At 30.0% G+C, this 21,951-nt stretch carries 18 protein-coding genes and 1 pseudogene; 7 read left to right on the top strand and 12 right to left on the bottom strand.

Features of this window, described 5'->3' with window-relative positions:
- The first annotated feature begins 13 nt into the window (after positions 1 to 13).
- The 6 genes from Q0W26_RS05505 (at position 14) to Q0W26_RS05480 (ending at position 6,724) form a co-directional block, all read left to right on the top strand.
- Positions 14 to 856 carry a hypothetical protein gene (locus Q0W26_RS05505; RefSeq protein ID WP_298523265.1) on the top strand — a complete coding sequence of 281 codons (843 nt, stop codon included), beginning with the start codon at positions 14 to 16 and terminating at the stop codon, positions 854 to 856.
- A gap of 51 nt (positions 857 to 907) precedes the next feature.
- The gene (locus Q0W26_RS05500; RefSeq protein ID WP_298523263.1) at positions 908 to 3,415 is read left to right on the top strand and encodes an Hsp70 family protein; all 2,508 of its coding nucleotides are present in this window, start codon (positions 908 to 910) and stop codon (positions 3,413 to 3,415) included.
- Positions 3,416 to 3,444: 29 nt separating this feature from the next.
- Positions 3,445 to 4,209, top strand: coding sequence for a metallophosphoesterase (locus Q0W26_RS05495; RefSeq protein WP_298523260.1), 765 nt, complete (start codon positions 3,445 to 3,447; stop codon positions 4,207 to 4,209).
- Between the two features lie 10 nt (positions 4,210 to 4,219).
- Positions 4,220 to 4,555, top strand: a complete 336-nt coding sequence (locus Q0W26_RS05490) for a hypothetical protein (protein WP_298523258.1) — start codon at positions 4,220 to 4,222, stop codon at positions 4,553 to 4,555.
- 204 nt (positions 4,556 to 4,759) lie between these two features.
- On the top strand, positions 4,760 to 6,148 hold the full coding sequence (locus Q0W26_RS05485) for a M48 family metallopeptidase (RefSeq protein ID WP_298523257.1): 1,389 nt from the start codon (positions 4,760 to 4,762) through the stop codon (positions 6,146 to 6,148).
- Between the two features lie 84 nt (positions 6,149 to 6,232).
- Positions 6,233 to 6,724 (top strand): hypothetical protein, encoded by a 492-nt coding sequence (locus Q0W26_RS05480; RefSeq protein ID WP_298523254.1) that lies wholly within the window; start codon positions 6,233 to 6,235, stop codon positions 6,722 to 6,724.
- Positions 6,725 to 7,134: 410 nt separating this feature from the next.
- Here the strand turns inward: Q0W26_RS05480 and Q0W26_RS05475 are convergent.
- The 11 genes and pseudogenes from Q0W26_RS05475 to Q0W26_RS05425 form a co-directional block, all read right to left on the bottom strand.
- Positions 7,135 to 7,833: pseudogene (locus tag Q0W26_RS05475) on the bottom strand (metallophosphoesterase); the annotation flags it as partial.
- Positions 7,834 to 7,893: 60 nt separating this feature from the next.
- Positions 7,894 to 8,034, bottom strand: coding sequence for a hypothetical protein (locus tag Q0W26_RS05470; RefSeq protein WP_298523252.1), 141 nt, complete (start codon positions 8,032 to 8,034; stop codon positions 7,894 to 7,896).
- A gap of 62 nt (positions 8,035 to 8,096) precedes the next feature.
- Positions 8,097 to 9,257: an Hsp70 family protein gene (locus Q0W26_RS05465; RefSeq protein WP_298523274.1), complete on the bottom strand. Its 1,161-nt coding sequence runs from the start codon at positions 9,255 to 9,257 to the stop codon at positions 8,097 to 8,099.
- Positions 9,254 to 11,605: an Hsp70 family protein gene (locus tag Q0W26_RS05460; protein ID WP_298523250.1), complete on the bottom strand. Its 2,352-nt coding sequence runs from the start codon at positions 11,603 to 11,605 to the stop codon at positions 9,254 to 9,256. The genes Q0W26_RS05465 and Q0W26_RS05460 overlap by 4 nt, the downstream gene beginning before the upstream one ends.
- A 24-nt stretch (positions 11,606 to 11,629) precedes the next feature.
- Positions 11,630 to 12,412, bottom strand: a complete 783-nt coding sequence (locus Q0W26_RS05455) for an FHA domain-containing protein (protein ID WP_298523248.1) — start codon at positions 12,410 to 12,412, stop codon at positions 11,630 to 11,632.
- Positions 12,413 to 12,474: 62 nt separating this feature from the next.
- Positions 12,475 to 13,266 (bottom strand): SIS domain-containing protein, encoded by a 792-nt coding sequence (locus Q0W26_RS05450; protein WP_298523246.1) that lies wholly within the window; start codon positions 13,264 to 13,266, stop codon positions 12,475 to 12,477.
- A gap of 11 nt (positions 13,267 to 13,277) precedes the next feature.
- The gene (locus Q0W26_RS05445) at positions 13,278 to 14,384 is read right to left on the bottom strand and encodes an RtcB family protein (RefSeq protein ID WP_298523244.1); all 1,107 of its coding nucleotides are present in this window, start codon (positions 14,382 to 14,384) and stop codon (positions 13,278 to 13,280) included.
- A gap of 71 nt (positions 14,385 to 14,455) precedes the next feature.
- Complete coding sequence (locus Q0W26_RS05440; RefSeq protein ID WP_298523242.1) at positions 14,456 to 15,142, bottom strand: right-handed parallel beta-helix repeat-containing protein; 687 nt, start codon at positions 15,140 to 15,142, stop codon at positions 14,456 to 14,458.
- 7 nt (positions 15,143 to 15,149) lie between these two features.
- Positions 15,150 to 18,044, bottom strand: a complete 2,895-nt coding sequence (locus tag Q0W26_RS05435; RefSeq protein ID WP_298523240.1) for a right-handed parallel beta-helix repeat-containing protein — start codon at positions 18,042 to 18,044, stop codon at positions 15,150 to 15,152.
- 196 nt (positions 18,045 to 18,240) lie between these two features.
- Positions 18,241 to 18,675 carry a hypothetical protein gene (locus Q0W26_RS05430; RefSeq protein ID WP_298523238.1) on the bottom strand — a complete coding sequence of 145 codons (435 nt, stop codon included), beginning with the start codon at positions 18,673 to 18,675 and terminating at the stop codon, positions 18,241 to 18,243.
- Positions 18,676 to 19,116: a hypothetical protein gene (locus tag Q0W26_RS05425; protein WP_298523236.1), complete on the bottom strand. Its 441-nt coding sequence runs from the start codon at positions 19,114 to 19,116 to the stop codon at positions 18,676 to 18,678. It lies immediately after the preceding gene.
- A gap of 99 nt (positions 19,117 to 19,215) precedes the next feature.
- Between Q0W26_RS05425 and glmS the strand changes: the two genes are divergently transcribed.
- Positions 19,216 to 20,994, top strand: a complete 1,779-nt coding sequence (glmS, locus tag Q0W26_RS05420) for a glutamine--fructose-6-phosphate transaminase (isomerizing) (protein WP_298523234.1) — start codon at positions 19,216 to 19,218, stop codon at positions 20,992 to 20,994.
- Between the two features lie 40 nt (positions 20,995 to 21,034).
- Here the strand turns inward: glmS and Q0W26_RS05415 are convergent, their stop codons facing one another.
- The gene (locus Q0W26_RS05415; RefSeq protein WP_298523232.1) at positions 21,035 to 21,364 is read right to left on the bottom strand and encodes a hypothetical protein; all 330 of its coding nucleotides are present in this window, start codon (positions 21,362 to 21,364) and stop codon (positions 21,035 to 21,037) included.
- Positions 21,365 to 21,951 lie beyond the last annotated feature (587 nt).

Genomic DNA, 21,951 nt, shown 5'->3' with positions numbered 1-21,951 from the left:
ATAAGGTGATAATATGAGTGATAATCGTTTTAATTCCATGAAAGGGATTTTCAATAGAAATCAAAATGGAAATTCACCAAAAAACAGAAATATTAAAAAACCAAAGAGAACACCTAGAAAAAATCAACAAATGAACAATTTAAACAACGATAATCCATTTGTAAATTTTAATAAAAAGCAAAAACAATCCGCACAAAATCAAAATGTGCCAAATCAAAATATAATAAAACAAAATGCAGCAAACATTCCTAATCAAAGAGAATTGTCTGAAATGGATACTGTATTATTAAAACATATGCGTGCAATAGAAAAGGAAATTGGTAAACTTGTTGCTGATGTTCAATATTTGGATTCTAAAAACCCTGTTGTTTCATCTGAAATGAATAAAATATTAGTTGAATTAATTACAAATGCGTGGACTATTGGTAATATTGTTACTACCTATCAAGAACAAAATGAATTAGATAAAGTAACTCAATTCTTATCCGAACACGAAAAAAGAATATTGAGTATTATGGAAAACCCTAATAAAAATAGTCCAAATATTACTAATGAATTAAATGAAGTTAGGACATGTCAAAAAATAATAAATGATTCAATACGTCCAATTAATTCAACTGCAGAATATTATAATCTTTTGATGTCAAAATTATCCAATTGGGGCTTTGAAGTAAAAAATCCTATTGGTCAAAAGTATGATGTACATATGGATATGGACATACTTGCATTTGAAGATGCAGACCCTAATTTAGAAGTACCAATCATCACAGAAACAAAAAAGCCAGAAATTTATTTAAATGGCAATAAACTTGCTAGGGCACAAGTCATTGTTACAAAAGCCGGTGCAAAGAAATAAAATTAAAAAACAATGCGAAAAAATCTTTAAAAAATGGAAAATGGTGAAAAAATGACCGAAAACTCTGAAGAATTAAGAACAAAAAAAGTTGATTTTGGAATTGATTTAGGAACAACAACCTCAATCATTGCCCATTGTGAAGGCGGCGATACTCCGATTATTCCAAATTTAATCAGTAATAGAAATTTCACACCATCAGCTGTAGCTATCGATGAAGATGGTAATATTGATGTTGGTGAATCAGCAAAAAGACAATCATTACTTGATTCAAAAAATGCTGCTGCAGAATTCAAGCTCAAAATGGGTATGAACTATAAATATCATTTTGAAGATTCAGGAATGGATTTGTTACCTGAAGAGTTATCTGCTGAAGTTTTAAAAGAATTAAAAAATTCTGTTTATAAACAATTAGACAAAAAAATTAATTCAGCCGTCATTACAGTACCTGCTGATTTTTCACCTATTAAAATTAAAGCAACAGAAAAAGCCGCTAAACTTGCAGGTTTTGAATTTAGCCCAATTATAATGGAACCTGTTGCTGCTGCTTATGCATATTCTAATTACCTGGATGAAAATGGAACATGGTTGATGTATGATTTAGGTGGGGGCACATTTGACGTGTCTATTGTTAAATTAGAAGATGATGACTTTTTAAATTTATCTCATTCAGGTGACGAACGTCTTGGTGGAAATTTAATTGACTGGGATATTGTATACAAAATTTTTGCCAAAAAAGTTAGTGATGATTTAGGACTCACCGATTTTAATAAAAAAGAAAAAAAATACGAAAAGGCTTTTGCTAAACTTAAAGGTGCTGCTGAAGAAGCAAAAAAAGATTTATCCAATTCTGATAGGGCTAAAGCATTTGTAGATGCATTATTAGTTCATGATGGTGAGATTTATGACTTTAAGTATACATTAACAAAAGATGAACTTGAAGAAATTATGACCCCATATATCAAAAGAACAATTAACCATTGTAATGATGCATTAAAAAAAGCAAAATTAAATACTAGTGATATTGATTATATTGTCCTTGTTGGTGGTTCAACTCTCAGCCCAGTTATTAGAGAAAATATTGAAAAAGAATTTGACATTCCATTAAAATATGATATTGACCCAACAACTGTTGTTGCAAAAGGAGCTGCATTATTTGCTGGAACTATACCTGATCATTCTACAGGAAAATTCAGAGAAGATAGTTTTGGATTAAAATTGGATTATGAAGCTACTGGGCCAATGGATGAAGAATTTTATGTTACTGGTGAAGTAATATCTGATAAGGTTGATGATTTTGACGGATTTACAATTGAAGTTATTAATATTAAAACAAAAAGAAGTACTGGTAAAATATCCGTTGAAGATGATGGATATTTTGAATTTGAATTAATTCCAGAAGATAAAATAAACAAATATTCAATTAACTTATATGATTCAACAGGAAGTTTAGTTGAGCTTGATGAAAATTCAGCGAATGCAATTGAATATGAAGTGAAACCTAATCAAAAAATAATATTGCCTCACACATTAGGTCTAGGATTAGCTGATGATACTTTATTCGTTTTAGCGAAAGAAGGTTCTCTTTTACCTTATCATAATATGGAACCTTTTAAAACAACATCTGAAGTTACCCAAGGTGATGCAAGTACTTATCTGTCAATGCCATTATATAACGGAACTGCCAAAGTAGCATCCAATAATGAACAAGTTGGTGAATTATTAATAAGTGGTGATGATGTAAAAAAAACTATTCTAAAAAATAGTGAAATAACAATTACTGTAGATATTGATGAATCCCGTAATATGCAATTTGATGTTAAGGTTCTGGACACTGGTGAAAAATTCCCATTCAACCTTTGTGATGACATTCCTACTGTTGACCCTAACATTGTTAAAAGGAAATTCATTGATGCAAAAGATAAATATAGAAACTATAAATCAGAATATGGTTCTGGGGATAATGAAGAAATCAAAACATATCTTAATCAAATAGAAGAAGAAAATATTATCGAAAATATCTCTGATTTCATAGAAAATGCTGAAAATGATGAAGATGAACTTTACCAAGCTGATAAACTTATTAAAAAGTTAAATGAAATTTTAAATAATATTGATGCAATATGTGGTGAAAAAGAAAAAATTGGTAAAATTCAAATCATTAGAGAACAAGTAAGAAAAACCGTTGAAAAAAATGGAAGTTATGAATGTCAAGAAAAATTCGATAGAATTTCAGATGAAATAGATGAAGCTATTGAAAATGAAGACTACATAAAAATTGAACAATTAGAAAGTGCTTTAATGGAAATGGAGATTAATTGCGGTGATCCATGTGAAAAAATGAAAGAAGCTTTAGTGTTCTTAATAATGATGGCGGAATATGATGATGAAGATGCGGATTTAGTAAATGAATTAAAACAAGAAGGAATGAAAGCAATATCCAATGAAGATTGCCCTGCAATGGCCAATATTGGACAACAACTTATGAATCTTATGAAAGACGGTCCAGGAAGAGATGGCCCAGGTGTATTCCCTGTAGGTGGTGGAGTTATCAGAGATTAACTCCACTTATTTTTAAATAAGGTTGTTTTATGTCAAATGAAAAATTTGTTCAATTGCCAGCGAAAGGTCGCCTTTTGGTGGTTACTGATTTGCATGGTAATTTAGAGGATTATGAAAAATATATTGAACTATGGGACTGTGATGATCCAGATTGCCATTTAGTTTTTGTAGGAGATTTTATTCACTCCACAGATGACAATGATGGTTCAATCGAAATAATTGAAGATGCCATAGATAAGTATAATAAATATCCTAATTTCCATCCATTATTAGGTAATCATGAATGGAGCCATATAGTTAAAAGCCCCGTTTTTAAAGGCCACAGTAATCAAACCCAAGAATTTGAAGATTTAATTAAAGTAAAAAAAGGTAGACTCGAACCGTATTTATCTAATTATGTGAAATTTTTTAAATCAATGCCATTTTTTGTTAAAACAGAAAATGGATTGTTCATATCCCATACAGGACCTTCTACCTCTATTTATAATATAAAAGATTTTAATAAAATTTTCAATAATGATTATAACTATAATGTTCTCCATGATTTCTTATGGAATCGTTATGGAGATGATTATACAGAAGATGATGTGGATAATTTTTTAAAAATTATTGATTGTAATTGTATGGTTGTTGGACACACGGTTGTAGATGGATATTTTATTTATGGAAACCAAGTAATTTTATCATCTAGCTTTTGTTCAATTGATAAAGCTTATTTAGATATTGATTTATCAGTGCGCATAAACAATATGCTTGAATTAATGAATAATATTAAATTTATTGAAGGAGATTAAGGTGAAAAATATGGATTTCAATGATGAAAATTTTACAAGTAAAATGGGAATACGATCAGTAATAGCTGCTTTGGTAATGTTTATCTTTAGTTTTTATTTTAGATTATATGATTTCTCCTATTTTGGCATTAGTTCCTTCTATCTTGCTTTGTTCTGCAGCATGTTCGGAGGGTTGCAATTAATAATTGGTTTTGATTATTATAATAACGGAGCAAAGTACAGACCTTTTGGACTTATTCCATTATATTTAATAGGAGTAGTATTAGGGGTAATTATCTTTTATTTAGTTATACTTAGCATCCCATTAGATATTGCATCTATATTAAAAATTGAAGCAGTTAGATAAATTAATTTTATTTTTATTCTTTTGAATTGGAAAGTATGAATCAAAAAGAATATCAATAAAATTAATTAATTTTAAATCTATTTAAAATACTAACCCATTTATTTTTTTGAAAATAGATTAGCTCAAATAATAATTATATTTAAACTGTCAAGAAGAATTAGAGAGATATTTAATAACATATGAAAGTTGTTGTGAGGCACATATATGAACGATGAAGAATTATTTGAAAGGGCAATAGAACACGTTAAATCTAAAAATTACTCACGTGCAATTGATTATTTTAAAGTAATTCTTTCAAAAGACAAAAATAACGATGATGTGTGGGTTTTATTAGGGACATGCCAAATAAAATTAAATGATTTTGAAAAAGCATATATCTCATTTAATAATGCTTTAAAAATTAATAATGAACATTCTTTTGCTTGGAGTGGAAAAGCATATTTGTTATTTTTAGCTGAAAAGTATGATAAAGCTTTAATTTATTGCAATTTTGCTTTGAGATATTATCCTGAAAATTATAATGCATTAATTATAAAAAAAGACATTGAGAATATCATTTCCAATGAAAACAAAAAAATAGAAAAGCATGAAAATAAATTTGATGTTGAGAATATATTAAATTCTTTTAATACTCAAAAAGATACTGATAATTATCTAATCGAAGAAGATGAAGAATTTGAAATAAATAAATTAAATGAATTAGATTTAAATAAGATAGAGGGTCACAAAACTATATCTGATTTAAATCAATTTGAAAATATATTTACTAAAAAAAGGTTAAATCTATTGAAAGATAATCAATTAACCGTTGAAGAATATGATAATATTCTATTTAAAATTAAAGAATCCGGTAAAAATAATTTTAATAACATTCTTAAAGAACATGATATAAGTTTATCAGAAATTAGTATCTTTAAAAAAATTAGTTTATTAGCCTTGTCATATACCGATATTGAATATAAAACTAAAGGTGCTGAACATGGTAGTTATGCATTTAATATTATTCGTGTGGATGACAGATTAGATGAATCCAATCAAATTTCAACAATTATTCATGAATTAACTCACCATATTCTTAATGAAATATTTACCCAATCATTAATGTATATTTGGAACACTGATAAAACTAATGCAATTGAAGCTATTTCAATTTATTGTATTTCCAATAGTAAATATTATCGACTTATGAATGAATATTGTGCTCACACTGTTCAAGGTAGATTTTTGCCTTTCGGATATCAAAATTATGGATCATTTAATATGTTATTAAAAAGCTTTGATTCGAAAAAAGATAAAGATAAGATTAAGTATTATCTTAGATTAGGTAATAGTTTTGCTGAAGATATAATCTTAATACTTGAAGAGTTTATTACTAAAAATTGGAGAAATGAAATTAAATTGCAATTTAAAAATGATTTCACTCATCCGCCTAACTATGATGGTATTTTGCAAGAAACTAAAAAAACTGTCAATAAAGACGAACGGGTAAAACAAATTAATAAAATTCTATCAGAAGGTGTTTTCAGCATAATTATTAATGATGATATTGAAGTTATAAGAAAATATAAAAAAGAATATGAATCTAATAGTTGATTATAGGTGTCTTTCCAGTAATTAAATTTTTTTGAGAAGTAATTCTTTTGCTGGAAAGGTCTGAAATTTTAAAATGGTGATATTATGTCTTATGAATGCCCCGAATGTGATGGAAAATTATATGATGAATATAGTATGGTTTTTGGGAAAATACATACATGTCCGAAATGTAAAAAATCATATTTAATTATGCAAAACCAATACATGGAAGTTTTTAGCGATACAAAAGAATGTCCAACATGTAATAGTATAATGCATATTAAACAAGATGATAGACATCTTTATTTTAAGGATCCTAAATCCTATTATTATCATTGTGACAGATGTGGAAATTCTTATACGGTATCAGGATCTCAATTAAATGATAGTAAATTTAATAAACGAAAAGCATCGGATATTAAAACTTCTAATAATTCGCTTCGTTGGGCATTTATATGTTTCATACTTCTTATTGCATATATTATCATAGGTTATTTCTTCTTTTCCATAAATTTCATAATTTTAGGAATTTTAATTCTTGGAGTTATAATTTTTTCACTTGGATATTGGGTATTTGGAAATCAGATATATTTGTAGTAGTGTGATAATATCCTACTAGATGTCCGTAAAAAAGTTTCATTGCAAGTATTTTGCAAAAGATACAGATTAAACAATGATGAACTTAGAATTGGCATGTAAACTATTGTTTTAAGTCTGAGGATAATGTGATGAAATGATAAATCATATTTTTACTCAGATATATTAACTTTTTTTAAGCTTTGAAATTATAAACTGGTTTTACAATATCAACTACTTTAACTGCATCTTTGATATTATTTAAATTAATTGATAATCCATTGGAAATTCATCAATTGTTCTTCTTGAAACTGATGTGGAATAAATCCCCACCATTTCATGTTTATATTTTCAAAGGATAGTTCTTTTTAGATTGAAAACGACTGAATAAACGTCAAAAACCATTGGGCAACATATTCTCTAATAAAAACTTATTCAGTTATGAATTTTAACTGTTTTTGCACATCACTAATGTCATTTAACTCCATCGACAAATCCATATCAAGATAAGTTTTTACTCGAGTATTAAAACTTGAAGACATGATAATCTGTTTTGAAAAAACTTCATAGGACTCAACAGGACAATGCCCTACAATCATGAACTTAGACCCAACAATATCTAAAAATCTCTCAACATCACTTCTAGTATAATCATTTACGTCCGTGTATCTATTCCATAGGAATTCCTGCAATATTGGATTTGAATAATATCCTTCAAAGATTTTATCAAATGCTTCTATAGAATTAATTCGATTTGAAGGGCCTGAATGAGATATAAATAGTCCATTTGCTGTTTTTAAAAAGTACGGCATTGTTTTAAAAAATTTAATGTAATTTGTTAAATGTGGTTCAATATAACCTTTTTTATAAGAAACTAGCGTTTTGAACTCAAATAGCAAGGGTTTATTTAGTTTATAAATATCCTCATTTGTGATGTGAGCGCATTCGTGGTTTCCTAAAAGAGTATGAAAATTAGAATATTCTTTCGATTTTTTTATTGCGTCATCTAAAATTTCAATAGACCCATCTTTTTTCTTATCAATTCCATGAATCAAATCTCCGGTAAAAACTATGTGAAAATCTGAATCATTTTCATCCCATAAATCTAAATAGGCATTATAATCATCTAAATTGCCATGACATCCGTTACGACAATTAAACGACCATAATCAGGCAACTCTATTAATTTGTCATTGCTCATATTTGTTCTCCACCATTAATTTATTGAGCACTTCCATGACTTTATCAAAATCAGATTTAGAATTCAAATCTAAAAAACCATTTAAATTAATTTTATTTAAAATAACTGTTGATTTTATTGATTTTTTCATGAAACTACCCCTATTATTTAGATTTACCCTATACTTTATTTAAATCAATGAAAGTTTTTTATTTAATCACGTTCGTCAAGTTCATATAATAAATTAATTATGTCAAATAACTCCTCATAATCTTTATTATCCACTGCATCATGGGCTTTTTCAATTAAGTCCTCTGCAAGTTCTTCATTATTGCCGTAAATTCCTTCAAATTTTAAATTAATGAAACATTCTTCAATGACCCTGTTCTTATTTAATCTAACATATTCTTCAATTAAATTAGAATGAAACTCTTTTAATTCATCAAGATTATAATTTTCATAATCTGCATCCATTTCAAAAAGTTCATTCTCTTTTATTATTCTCATTTTATTTTCAACATTTTCCAAAAGAACTGAATATTCCAAATCCATTTTAAACTCTTCGACAATATTTTCCAAATGATCCAAATAGATTGAGCTTTGATTTAATGAAATCGGATTTCTCCTGGCCATTTCTATTAATCTATCAATATAATCTATAATATCTTCTTCCAAGTAAATTGAATAATCTTTAAGCCATTCTATATCCTTAATTAATCCTAAATATTGATTAAACAATACATTAAAATCAGAATTAATATTAAAGATGTAAAATGAATTGTTTAAATATGGAATGAACATTTTTTTGCCACGAATTGAATTAGGTGACTTTTCATCAAGCAAAACCTTTACATCCCCATCGTAAACATTAATATTCAGTTTCCCATAAGGCAGATTAACATTAAATGTTCCATCAAGGTTCAATGGAATTCTACCTGAAGAAAATTCATCATTTTTAAATTCAATCGAATAGCCTAAAAATGAAAATTTATCATCAAGACAAAATACCTTTCCATAATATTTATTGTTTTTATGATTAATGACTACTGAAAATTTTTCCTTTTTGGCAATGCTCGGTGGTTTTTCCAAACTTCCCGCATAAATTGCAGCACCTCTTGAAACAACAGTTAACGGATCTATTTTAGAGGTCAATTCAATGCTAAATTCATCGGCGATTAACTCCTGGACTACTGGACTTAAACAAGATCCACCCACAAGGATAATTTTATCAATATCCTCTTCAGACAATATGTTATCGTTTAGTAAATTTCTGCATAATTTAAATGTATAGTTAAGCAAAGGTTTTATGATTTCCTTGAACTCATCTTGTGTTAAAGTATACTTGAAATCATAATCATCAAAAAGATTGTTTATACATATGTGTCTGTTTTATTCATTTTAGTCAAATCTTTCTTAGCTATTTCCACTGCATTCTTCAGTTTTGAAAAAACATCCAAATATTTTGAATTATTGAATCTAAAATCATCTAAATTTAAATCTTGGTATATTTTAGGGCGGAATAAATCATTAATAACCTTCCAATCAAATGAATCCCCACCAAGATTATCTAAACCCTCAGTTGCAACCTTTTCAATACTTCCATTATCCTCATGAACTAAAGTTGCATTAAATGTTCCACCACCCAAATCATAGATTAACCAGTATCCATTTTCTTTTCTAAGATTATATGCGAGACTAACAGCTATAGGTTCTAAAATCAAATTATGTGACCTAAATCCTGCGAGATTGGCTGCATCAATAATGGCTTTGGTTTTTATAGGGTTGGAATTTGCGGGAACACAAATTACTGCATGTTCAATGTCGACTCCACACAGCTCATAAACCGACAATCTTAAATCCTTAAGCACTTCTGCAGACAACTCTTCAGGAAACATTACACATGAAGATTTTTTAAATGTGAACGGTATTGAAAATCCCATATCATGCTTAAATTCGCCAACAGCATTATCAGAATTAGAAATTATCTCATTTCTTGCGGTTAAACCAACATGGACAAGATTATCATCATCAACTAAAACTGCAGATGGAGTAAAATCCTCGCCAGTTATGTGATTTTTTATAATAATTGGATCACCATCGTTAAAATAAGAGATTATGGAATCAGTAGTTCCCAAATCAATTGCATAATCAATAGTATCTTCTTTTATTGCATCTGTTCTTTTAAAAAACATTTTCATATTCTGCTTCCATAAAGACAACTTATATGCATATTTAAATCTAATTTCATCATCAAAAACAACTGCAAACTCCATTAAATTTGCTGCCTGAGTCAAATCATTTAAATTAGCTAAACGAAGTGCTTCAGTAACTATTTCATCAACCGAATAAGTCTTTAAGATGGGAATTAGATTTTTATAAAGATTATTAATTTCATTATTATTTTCCATTAAATTCTCAAGCAGAACAACCGACTTAAATAAACTTCCATGCTTTTCTAAATCGATGAAAATTTCCCATAAATCAATATAATGTTGATATTTACTTTTAATTGATGGATTATATGCAATAGCTTCTTTTAAAAGATTACAGGATAACTTATAATTTTGCCCTTTCAAATTAACTGTGAATGCTTTTGAAATTAATTTGATATCAGGACGTCTTGACTTCCAGATTCTAAGTGTTTCTGAATAACATTTACGAATATCATAATCCTGCAAAACCTCCGCTTCCAGTATTTCAATAGCTTCCTGCAATTTATTTTCACATTTTGCAAGATCGAAAGCTTCTTTAATAGAACTATTAATAATGTATTCTGAGAATTCATCACGGTAATCACGAGGATTCTTAGTTTCAAACATGATTTGTGTAGAGTTATATCCATCAATGACTTTTTCAACATCCAATAAAAGTTCATTTGCATCAAAATATCTATTATCAGGATTAAAATCCAAACATTTGCATACAATACTATCCAAATCATCAGAAACTTTATTATTATAATGACTTGGAGGATTTAAAAGCTCTTTCCATGGTTTTAACTCCATCAAATCTTCATTTGAATACTCATCAATTAGATAAGGATATTGATTAGTCAATAATTGATAAAAGATAACGCCAACCGCATAACTATCCGTTTTGGGAGATATTGATTTATTGAATAATTCTGGAGCCATATATGGTCTTGTACCTGCAACATCAATGTCCGAAATGCTTGTTGTAACCTCTTTTGCAAACCCAAAATCGGAAATCTTAATACTAATGTCTCCACAAGCGTTGAACTTAAGTAAAACATTGTTTGGTTTTAAATCACGATGGATAATAGGTGGATTGGCAGAGTGTAAAGTGTTTAAACCCTTAAGTATTTGTCTAATCAAATCCAAACTACGATTTAAAGGCATGAAGATATTATTTTCAGAAAAAGAATTTAAGAATTGTTCCAAATCCCCTCCACTAACATATTCCATTATAAAATAAGCATGACTTTTACCATCACCAAAATTTGATATTTCCCCGGCATCATAGATACTTATGATATTTTTATCTCTAAGCTGACATGCAAGGGTGACTTCACGAAAAATATCTTTTTTGTTGGTGGTGATGGATAATGGCTCTTTGACAATCTTCATTGCCATTAGAATATCTAAATAATTATGTTTTACCAGGTAAACCCTTGCAAAGGACCCTTCACCTAGAAATTTTTTAACTTGAAATTTTCCATTAAAAAACTCTTCTATCTGGTGTTTAACTCTATCAACTCCCATCGATATCGCCAAATGTGATTAAACTTATTTAAAAGAACAATAAATTACCGCACCACCATTACCTCGGGATAATTTTAAAAATGAATTAGATTTTAATTTGGTGGCTTCACCTTTTTGCACTTCAATATCCCCAATAAAAGTTCCATTTAAACTATCCTCATCAATGATATACCACCCATCGTTTTCATAGAACAATCTTAAATGAGGTTTGGATATGCTTGAAATCGTATCATAACTATTATCCAAAAGAATAGAAACTGATGGCAAATCATCTTCACTAAAATTAGCTGCTCTTCCAATCAAAACGCTTTCATCCTTTTGAATTTTAAAAGTCTTTCCCTTGTCAACACCATTGAAAATTGTCAAAACACAGTAATCGTCATCATGGAACTTTTGATTGGACCTGTATAAATCAAAAAAAGTGAAAAGCTCATCTGATAAAAAACTGATTTCTAAAAACAAATCATCAAATGCATCTTCCTTTAAAACAAAAGATTTTACAGTCCGTTTACCAATTTTGTTAGGCACTTCTTTTTTAACATCAATTTCCTCAACTAAATTAGCATCAACAAGTTTTTTCATATGCTGACCAAACATTTGAGGAGTTATATTGATATTATAGCTATTGAAAAGAATCGAATTAATTTCACGGGAATATAATGGATTTTTACCATATTTCTGATTGTCTCTTAAAATTTCTAGAATAGAAAATCGAACTTTATTGTTAACAGCCGCAAGCTTTAATGAAATAAAATTAGATTCGTCAGAATCTATAACATTAGTTTGATTAATGTCTGAATCATCCATCTTAAAATCCCCCTAATATTATTTATCTAAAATAAAATATTTAAAATTTCTTGAATTCTGATTCAAATGGAACTGCTTAAAACATCGTGATATTCAATCAAATCCTTTTCCCGTAAATTTAATTTTGCCATCAATTCCGTTACTAATGCATCGAGCAATACCAAAGCAGAAATCTCAAATGTGGTCCCCATTAAAACCAATTCTAATGGAAGATAAATGTTTTTTATTCCATTAATCTCTTCATTCAAATCATCAATGAATCCTGCAATCTTTTCGTCATCAAAATCAAAAGACTGTTTTGGGAGTTTTTCGATTTTGGATTTGACTTCATCATCATGCTCAAACACGGACATGTATGAATCTATAAATTCCTTAATCTCATCATCATCCATATTAACTGAGTCCCCTTCAACAGATTCAATTACTATATTGGCATCAGCTTTCTTAGCCAAATTACTCTCAGAGTCCCCACATACGGCCAATAACTTTACATTGCAAAATTGTGAATCATCTACGATTTGAGTAATAGAATTTGATTTTCCGGATTTTGAAATGATGATAATAATATCGCCATCAGTGACTGGGGGAGCAATAGACTCATTAATAACATATACATAAAATCCCAGATGCATCAATCTTATGGCAAAAGATTTTGCAACAAAACCAGACCTTCCTGCACCCGCAAGAAATATTGTTGTATTTCTTTTTGAATCCCATCGTCTGTTGAATGCATCCAAAATAATTTCCTCAAATTGAGAAATCGATTCTTCCTGATTTTCAACAATATTTTTACATTTGTTGAGATTTTTCAATATTCTATCCAAAGATAAACTCATATACTTAATATCAGACATACATCACCCTATTATGCTTTGAAATTATAAACCGGTTTTACAATATCAACAATGTCTACACTGTCAACGACATTTTCAACAATTGAATTAATAGGCTTGTAAGCCATTGGAGACTCATCCAATGTATTCTTACTAATGGATGTTGAGTAGATTCCATCCATTGCCTTTTCAAACTCATCAAGCGAAAACATCTGTTTTGCATGGGAACGTTTGTACAAACGTCCGGCACCATGAGGAGCAGAATAATTCCAGTCAGGATTTCCCTTGCCCTTACAGATTAAAGATCCCTCGCGCATGTTTATTGGAATGATGAGAGTTTCACCCTTATTTGCTGAGACTGCACCTTTCCTTAAAATCATCCTCTCCATGTCAATGTAATTGTGAATAGTTGTAAAATGTTTAGTGTAATCCATTCCGTATTCGCTTAATATTGTCTCTGCAATAGCTTTACGGTTTAATGAAGCATAATCCTGCATGATTTCCATATCATGAATGTAATCATCAAACAGTTTGCCTTCACAGTAAATCATGTCCTTATTAGATGCTATATTATGAAATCTTTTGAATTCCTTCAGAGCCTGGTTTTGATAATATTCGCAGACATCGGCACCTAATCTACGACTTCCGGAGTGGATTACCAAAATCAATTCATTATCTTTTGTTCTGTTAACTTCAATGAAGTGATTTCCCCCGCCAAGAGTGCCTAACAAGAAATTGCCTTCGCTTCCAGCTTCAAGCTTAAAGTAGCATTTGAGTTTTGTCAGGTCAAAATCCTTCATGAAATGATGTGGAACATTCCTTTTGTCATAACCTGAAGGCACTTTGGAGTGAATGATATTGTCAAAACGTTCAAAGTCGATTTCATCAGCATCAAGATAGAACACTTCCATTCCGCAACCGATATCCGAGCCAACAAGATTTGGAACAACCTTATCTGTGATTGTCATTGTAGTTCCTATTGTACATCCCATTCCAGCATGGATATCTGGCATCATGCGTATTTTTTGACCTTCGGCTATCGGCTGGTTGAGAAATTGAATGACCTGTGAAATGCTGTCGCTGTCGACATCATCTGAGAATACTTTGGCTGTTGCATATTTACCCTTAAGTTCAAACATATCATCACCCCATATAGTCAGTTATTTAAAGTTTGATTCAAATTCCATATAAATCAAGTAAAGCGTTTACTTTAGTCGAACCTACAATCAATAATATTGAAATTCATTTTATTTTCAGTTTCTATATGGTTTCCATCGTTTGCAATACAATTTTTAAATTCGGAACTTTCTACAGTTAAAATATTTTCATTATAAATAGCTCCACCATAAACAGCGGCATTTTTATCAAATAAAGAGTTTTTGATAACTAAGTTTCCCCTATTGTAAATTGCTCCGCCATCAAACTCCGAACTATTTGACTTGAAAATTGAATTGGAAATGTTTAAAATTGAATCATTGTAAATAGCTCCACCAAAATCCGATTTGTTCTCTTCAAATATGGAACTCTGTATGGTCAAATTAGAATTAGATGCATTATAGATGGATCCGCCCAAATCATCTGAAGAATTGTCAACGAATCTGCAGTTTTCAATTATCAGATTACTCCGATTATCTATGGCCGCACCGGAGTATTCGCAATAGCAGTTTTTAATTAAAATATTTTTTAAAGTAATATTCGAAGCATTTATGATAAATAAAGATGCTTTCCTACATCCGTCAATAGCGTAATCATTCCCATCGATGATTAAATCATCGCTGTTGATTTCGATGCCTTCATCGTATTCTTCCTCTTCGCCATCTTCGAGAAGCACATCTTCAGTTAATGTTATCTCTTTTGCTCCACTATTAATCAATTCTTCAAATTCCTTGAAATTCATGTTTACACTATCCGAATAATGCTCCTAAACCAGTGTAATCATTATCTTCATCCTTTTTATCATCATCTTTAGAGTTATTAGCATGATTTAACTCATCAGGATTACTTGAAAATCCTCCCAATTCCATTCTAAGTTTACCATTATAAATAAAACCATTCTTACTCCAGATTGAATTAATTAAATAATTATCACCCAAAATATTATCCTTAGCATAATAATTATTGTTCAATAAGAAATAACTTTCTCCAACGAATCTGCCGTTATGTAACATCAAATTATTTCTAAAATTTGATTTTATAAAGCATGTATTGGTCGATAGGGGAACATAGATATGTTCATCACGAGTAAATGGAAGAGTTTCTGAATTCCAAACAAAAACACCATATAAATTTGAATCAAAAGTACAGTTTAGAAATAATACATTTAGAAAATTATTGTCATTAATTGTACTGCCACAACCTATAAAATAATGGCAAGAATTTTTTAAGAATTCGCAGTTTTCAAATTTAAAAAATAATTCTGATTCGAAAGACGTGACATCAGTATATATTAAATTGCGCCCCAAAACATTATTGTTAAATACGCAGTCTTTAAAATAAATCTCTGATTTATCCAAGTTTATTAGACTTTTATGTGCGAAATTGTTGGAAAATTTGCATTTTTTCAATGATAAAGAACTATCAGTTCCATATATCGCTGCACCGTCTCCACCACGATTATTTATAAATAAGCAATTTTCAAGTTTGATGGAAGCATTTTCCAAATAAAGTACTCCGCCATTGAATATTTCCTTAATTTTTGAATCAATGTAATTTTTATAGTCTTTTTTATTTTCAAAGTTAGAATTACAATTATTTAAATTATCCGTTAAAGAGTCCCTCCATTTTGGAGAAGAATTTTTAAATATCATATTTTTTAAAAGAACGTTTTTAGCGGTGATTTTAAAGATAGATCCATTATTTGCCTCAATAATATGATTGTTTCCATCAATGGTCAAATCATCAACATCAATAATTATATGTTCATCGTCATTTTCATTAAAAACTATATCTGAATCCAATATTATCTCTTTTCGATTAATATCAATCAAATCTTTTAAATAAGTGCCATCATTACAGTTTGGACTGAGTTCAAGCGAATCATTATTGTTTAAATCCAGTAATTTTCCCTCAAATTTATAATCTGAATACAATTCCTCAAAATTATTATAATGAATTAATTTTCGTTTATCGAAAGAATAATCCGCATCTATACATGACCAGTAATTAAATTCATTATGGACTATATTATAATCATATTCGCTATTTTTTGATTGATCTTCATTCATAACTAAAATTAAATCATCTTTTTCATCTGAATCGATTATTATAAAACCATCATTCATGATAAAATCATTTTCTTCATAATTTTCATCAAATAAACTATTATAACTCTCAAAATGCAACAGCCCCATATTTCTTAAACAGGGATATGCAAATTCAATAGGGAAAATACAATTTTTTAAATTCATCAATCCTTGACAATTAAAAATATCATCATGAGTATCTAAAATGCAATTTGTTAAAAATAAAGCTCCTTTAATATTAGTTACACCTGTAAATCCTTTAGAATAATCATATCCCAAATATTCAAAACGATTATTTTTAATTTCACAATCTATGATAGTACCATATGCATAATTATTAAAAATAACACCATAATCATTATCTTCTAAAAGATTACCATTCAACTGGCAATTTCTTAAATTCATGGATCCCTCATTATAGATTACTCCTTTTCCTGCTTGATGACTTACTTTATTTTCGTTGAACTTTGAATTTACAACCTTTAAACTTGATTTAAATAAATTAGCTATTACAGCACCGTTACATCCTAGATTTTCACAAAAATTTGAATCCATTATATTCAAATTTCCTTCACAATTAAAAATGACACCCCCACCATGATGGAATTCATTAGTTGAAGATTGATTATTTTTAAAAATTGAATTGCATATATTCATATTGCCTTTTTGTGAATATACACCACCACCCTGCTTTGAAATATTATTTTTAAAAGATGTATTGTTTAGACTTAAAGAACCTTCAGATGTAAAAATTGCTCCTCCTTTTCCATAACCCAAATTTCCATCAAAATCACACTTTTCAAATGTCAAATCAGAACCAGAGCTATTCACTGCGCCACCATTTTCCGAGTATCCGTTTTTAAAAGTGACATTTTTAAATTTAATTTTGGAAGATTCAATGTCAAAGATTCCTCTTTTACCATTTGCATCGATTACATGGCCATTGCCATCAATTAGTAAATCACGATTTTTCAGTTTGGAAAGTGCCTCATCATCATCTGTGAAAATAAAATCAGCATCCAGAATTATCTCATTTTGACCGGATAAAATAAGATTATCCAAATCGCCAAATGATTTATAGCCCTTAGGCATTCTGTCAAATGTGATGAAAACCATTCCTCCTTCAATTAAATTTTCATATTTGCCTTTTTCACTGGCTAAAACTTTAATTGCAGATTTTTTGAAGAGTTTTTGAGCATCAAATTTATAGCTTTCTATTCCCATATATTTAGTGTTTCTTATAGCAACATGAACTGTAGAATTATTAATAAACTCTAAATTTTGAATCTCTAACCTACCCAAATTTTTTATTGCACAATCATCATATCCCTTAAAAACACAATTAATGATTTTTATACATTGGGAATTTAAAAGAAAAATACGTGTTTTACCTTTGGCATCAAACACATGATTATTCCCATCGATAATCAAATCATCTATAATTTTAATTCCTTTTTTGTACTTTTCTTCTTCATCATCTTCTAAAATAACATCTTCGGTTAAAGTGATTTCTTTTGCTCCACGGGCAATCAATTCTTCAAATTCATGGAAATTCATTTTATCACCACAAAACAATTGCTATAACAAAACAATCTTATTAATTATGGTATATTTAATACTATATTTAACCTGTATAAAGTAAATATTTTCTTTTAAGTAAATAGTGTTCAATATTTTAAAAATTTAAATTTATAACTTATGCCTAGATGCACTGTTTGAGTAATAGTAATCACATCAACAATCATTGGATAAATCATTTTTCTTCAAAAATTGCTTTAACTTTCCTTAAAACACGGCAAATTTCGTTAAAGCAAGCATCATATACTTTATAATCCCCACTGAATGGATCGTTGATATCATATGGATATTCATTGATAAATTCTTTAATTGTGTAAATTTCCAGATTTGGATAGTAAATTTCAAGCTTATATTTTTGATACATCTCAAATGTCAAAACCAAATCCATGTCTTTAATATTTGAGTCCTTAAAGTATGTTGCCTTGTGTTTTGAAATATCAATTCCCTGGGATTTGCAGACCTCCAATGTGTTTTTAGAGGGATGTTTCCCATTTTCAGCCAAAATGCCTGAAGAGCAAACTTCAATTTTACCTTCTACCATCTGTTTGAATATTGCTTCAGCCATTGCACTTCTACAGGTGTTTCCGGTGCAAACAAACATTATTTTCATTTAATATCTCCATTCTTCATGAATCTCTAGAATTTTCTCTAAAGCCTCTTTTATTTCAAAGAAACAACTCACATAATCCCCCAAACCGCCATCTGATGGATCTTCAATATCCAAATCATCATAAACTCCACCATACTCCTTAATTGTATATGCATTAATGTCCAGATATAACTTTCTTATCTTATCCCTGTTGGATGCTGTAGCGGTTAAAACCAAATCGGCATTTCCAAAGTCTGCATCTGAAATGTTGGTTGTCTTAAAATCAGACAAATCAATGCAGTGCTTTCTCCAAACAATAACGGCATATTCATCGGCTTTCTCACCTGAATATGTGGAAAAACCCGCTGAAGTAACATCAATGCAATTAATCATATTTTTAAAAATTCCTTCAGCCATTGGACTTCTTGAAGTGTTTCCGCTGCAAAGAAAAATAAGTTTCATGAATAGGATTCTATTTTAAATGTTATATAAGTTGACTAAAGCAAATCCTTTATCCGATTTAAAAATATTCAAAGTCAACAATAATAATGAGGCGATAAAATGTGTGGAATTGTTGGATGCATTTTAAAAGAAAATAAAGATGTGGCACCAATTTTATTCAACTGCATATCAAAATTGGAATACCGAGGATACGATTCTGTAGGTATGGCTACTTTTAATGGAGAAATAAATGTTAAAAAAGCAGAAGGAGACATTGAAACAGTAGACAGTGCACTAAATTTCAGGAACATGAAAGGATATTTTGGAATTGCACATACACGCTGGGCATCAACCGGCAAGCCAACAGATGAAAACGCTCATCCGCACTTGGATGAAACAGGAACCGTAGCAGTTGTCCATAACGGCACTTTGGAAAATTATTCTTATATTAAAGAAGAGTTAATCAAAGAAGGCCATGAATTTAAATCAACGACGGATACTGAAGTCATTCCAAATCTGATTAAAAAATATATGGACAACGGATTGGACCTGGAAAATGCAGTTAGAAAAGCAACTGAAAAACTTAAAGGGTCTTACGCCATCGTTGTTTTTGCAAAAGATGAGCCAGATAAGCTTGTTGCAACCAGAATGAATTCTCCCTTAATTGTATCATATGGAAAGGAAGGCTATTTTGTTGCATCAGATACACCTGCGGTTCTTGAGTATGCCCGCAATGTTGTCAGACCAAAGGAAGGTGAAATCGCAATATTGACAAAAAAAGGCATTGAAATTCATGATGCAAATGGTAAAAAGGTCCCATGGAGATCCGAATATATTGACTGGACACCTGAAATGGCCCAAAAGGAAGGTTATGACCATTTCATGATTAAGGAAATCATAGAGCAATCCACTGCTGTCAGAAACACATTGGGCCAAAAGGCAAATATCAAAAAAGTAATCGAGGAAATTGGAGATGTCAAAAGAATCTGCTTTGTTGCCTGCGGAACATCATACCACGCTTCAATCAGCGGAAAATACTTGATAGAATCCCTTGCAGGCATTCCGATAGATGTCATCATTGCTTCTGAAGCCAAATATACTGCAAAGACCTGGGATGAAGATACATTAGTGGTTTTCATTTCACAGTCAGGCGAAACCTATGACTCGCGCATGGCACTTAAACAGGCAAGAAAGACTTCGAAAACCTTGGCCATAGTTAATGTTGCAGGATCAGCCATGAGTGAAGAAGCGGAATTCGTAATCCAAACTCAGGCAGGTCCTGAAATTGGAGTTGCTGCAACAAAAACATACGTCGCACAACTGACAGCCATTTATTTGTTTGCAGGACTTTTGGCCGGAGATGATGATTTAATCAATCAATTATATAAGGTTCCAACATACATTGATGAAGTGACTAGTCAGAGAGAATACATTAAAGAGTTATCTTCAAGATATGACTTTGCCGATGATGCATTCTATCTTGGACGTGGATTCTCATATCCTATTGCTCTTGAAGGAGCTTTAAAACTAAAGGAAATCACTTATATTCATGCCGAAGGATATGCTGCTGGCGAGTTAAAGCACGGGCCGCTTGCATTGATTGATGAAAAGGTTCCTGTTTTTGTAATTATCCCCCCTGGAGAGGATTATGACAAGACAATGACTAACCTAGAAGAAGTCAAGGCACGCGATGCCATCATTTTAAGTGTCGGAGCTGAAGGCGATGAAAAAATAGCTAAAAATTCAAGAATGGTTTTTGAGATTAATCCTGCAGTAAAAGATATCATCGCTCCTTTGGTCTATATCGTACCTTTACAATTGATTTCATATTATGTGACACTTGATAAGGGATATAATCCAGACAAGCCAAGAAACCTTGCAAAAGTGATTACAGTCTGAACTGCCTCGAGCTCTACAGCTCAGGCGGTTATCTTATTAGCTATTTGTCTTTAAAATTAGTGTTTAGAATGTCTGCATGAGCATTCTTACAGTTTTCAATATGGTTGGAATCGCCGGCGATATTATTCTCAAAGCTGGAATCCCTGATTAAAAGGCAATTCTCATTGCAGATTGCTCCACCTTTAAAGGACTTATTTTCGATGAAGCTTGAATTCAATATTTTTAATCTTGATTTATTATAGATTGCACCGCCGTCATATTCTGACGTGTTGCATTGAAATATTGAGCCGGCTATATCCAATTCTGACTTATTGTAGATGGCTCCACCGTATTCCGATTTATTGTTGATGAATTTTGAATCCTTAATCATTACGGTTCCATAATTAATTATGCATGATTCTTTTCCAAAAAAAAGACTGTTATCTTCAAATAAACAGTTTACTAGTTCCAGATGGCCCTTATTTTAAATAATCCCATATTCATCATCAAAATTGTTAGACAAAAACCTACAATTTTCAAATCTTAAGGATGAGTCGTTGAAGTGTGTATAAATTTAATATAGACTTTTTAGATGATAAAAGAAATAAAACCTTAAATAGCTTGAATCTTCATAGTGAAGAAGAGATTTTGGCAATGTATAATACCTGCGCTATTGAAAGTTATAAGTAATATTGATGAGATATAAATTTGAAAGAATTCGTTTTGTGAATATTTTATTTATAAATATTCAAAACTTATTACTATTTATTATGAAAATACCCCTCGAAGAATATATGAAAAAATTGCATATTAACTATCTCATTAAAATCATTTAAAACCAAAACCAATATGAACAAAGATTAAAGGAATTATTTTTTAATTACTTCTAGTAATAAAAATAGAAACCTTTATATAATAACAATAAAGTAAATAAAATACATTCATCAAAAGGAGTGTGAAAATTATGGTAGATAGCGA

This window comes from uncultured Methanobrevibacter sp., from assembly GCF_947169325.1.
In the GTDB taxonomy this organism is placed as follows: domain Archaea; phylum Methanobacteriota; class Methanobacteria; order Methanobacteriales; family Methanobacteriaceae; genus Methanocatella.
This window is presented reverse-complemented; position numbering and strand designations above follow the sequence as displayed.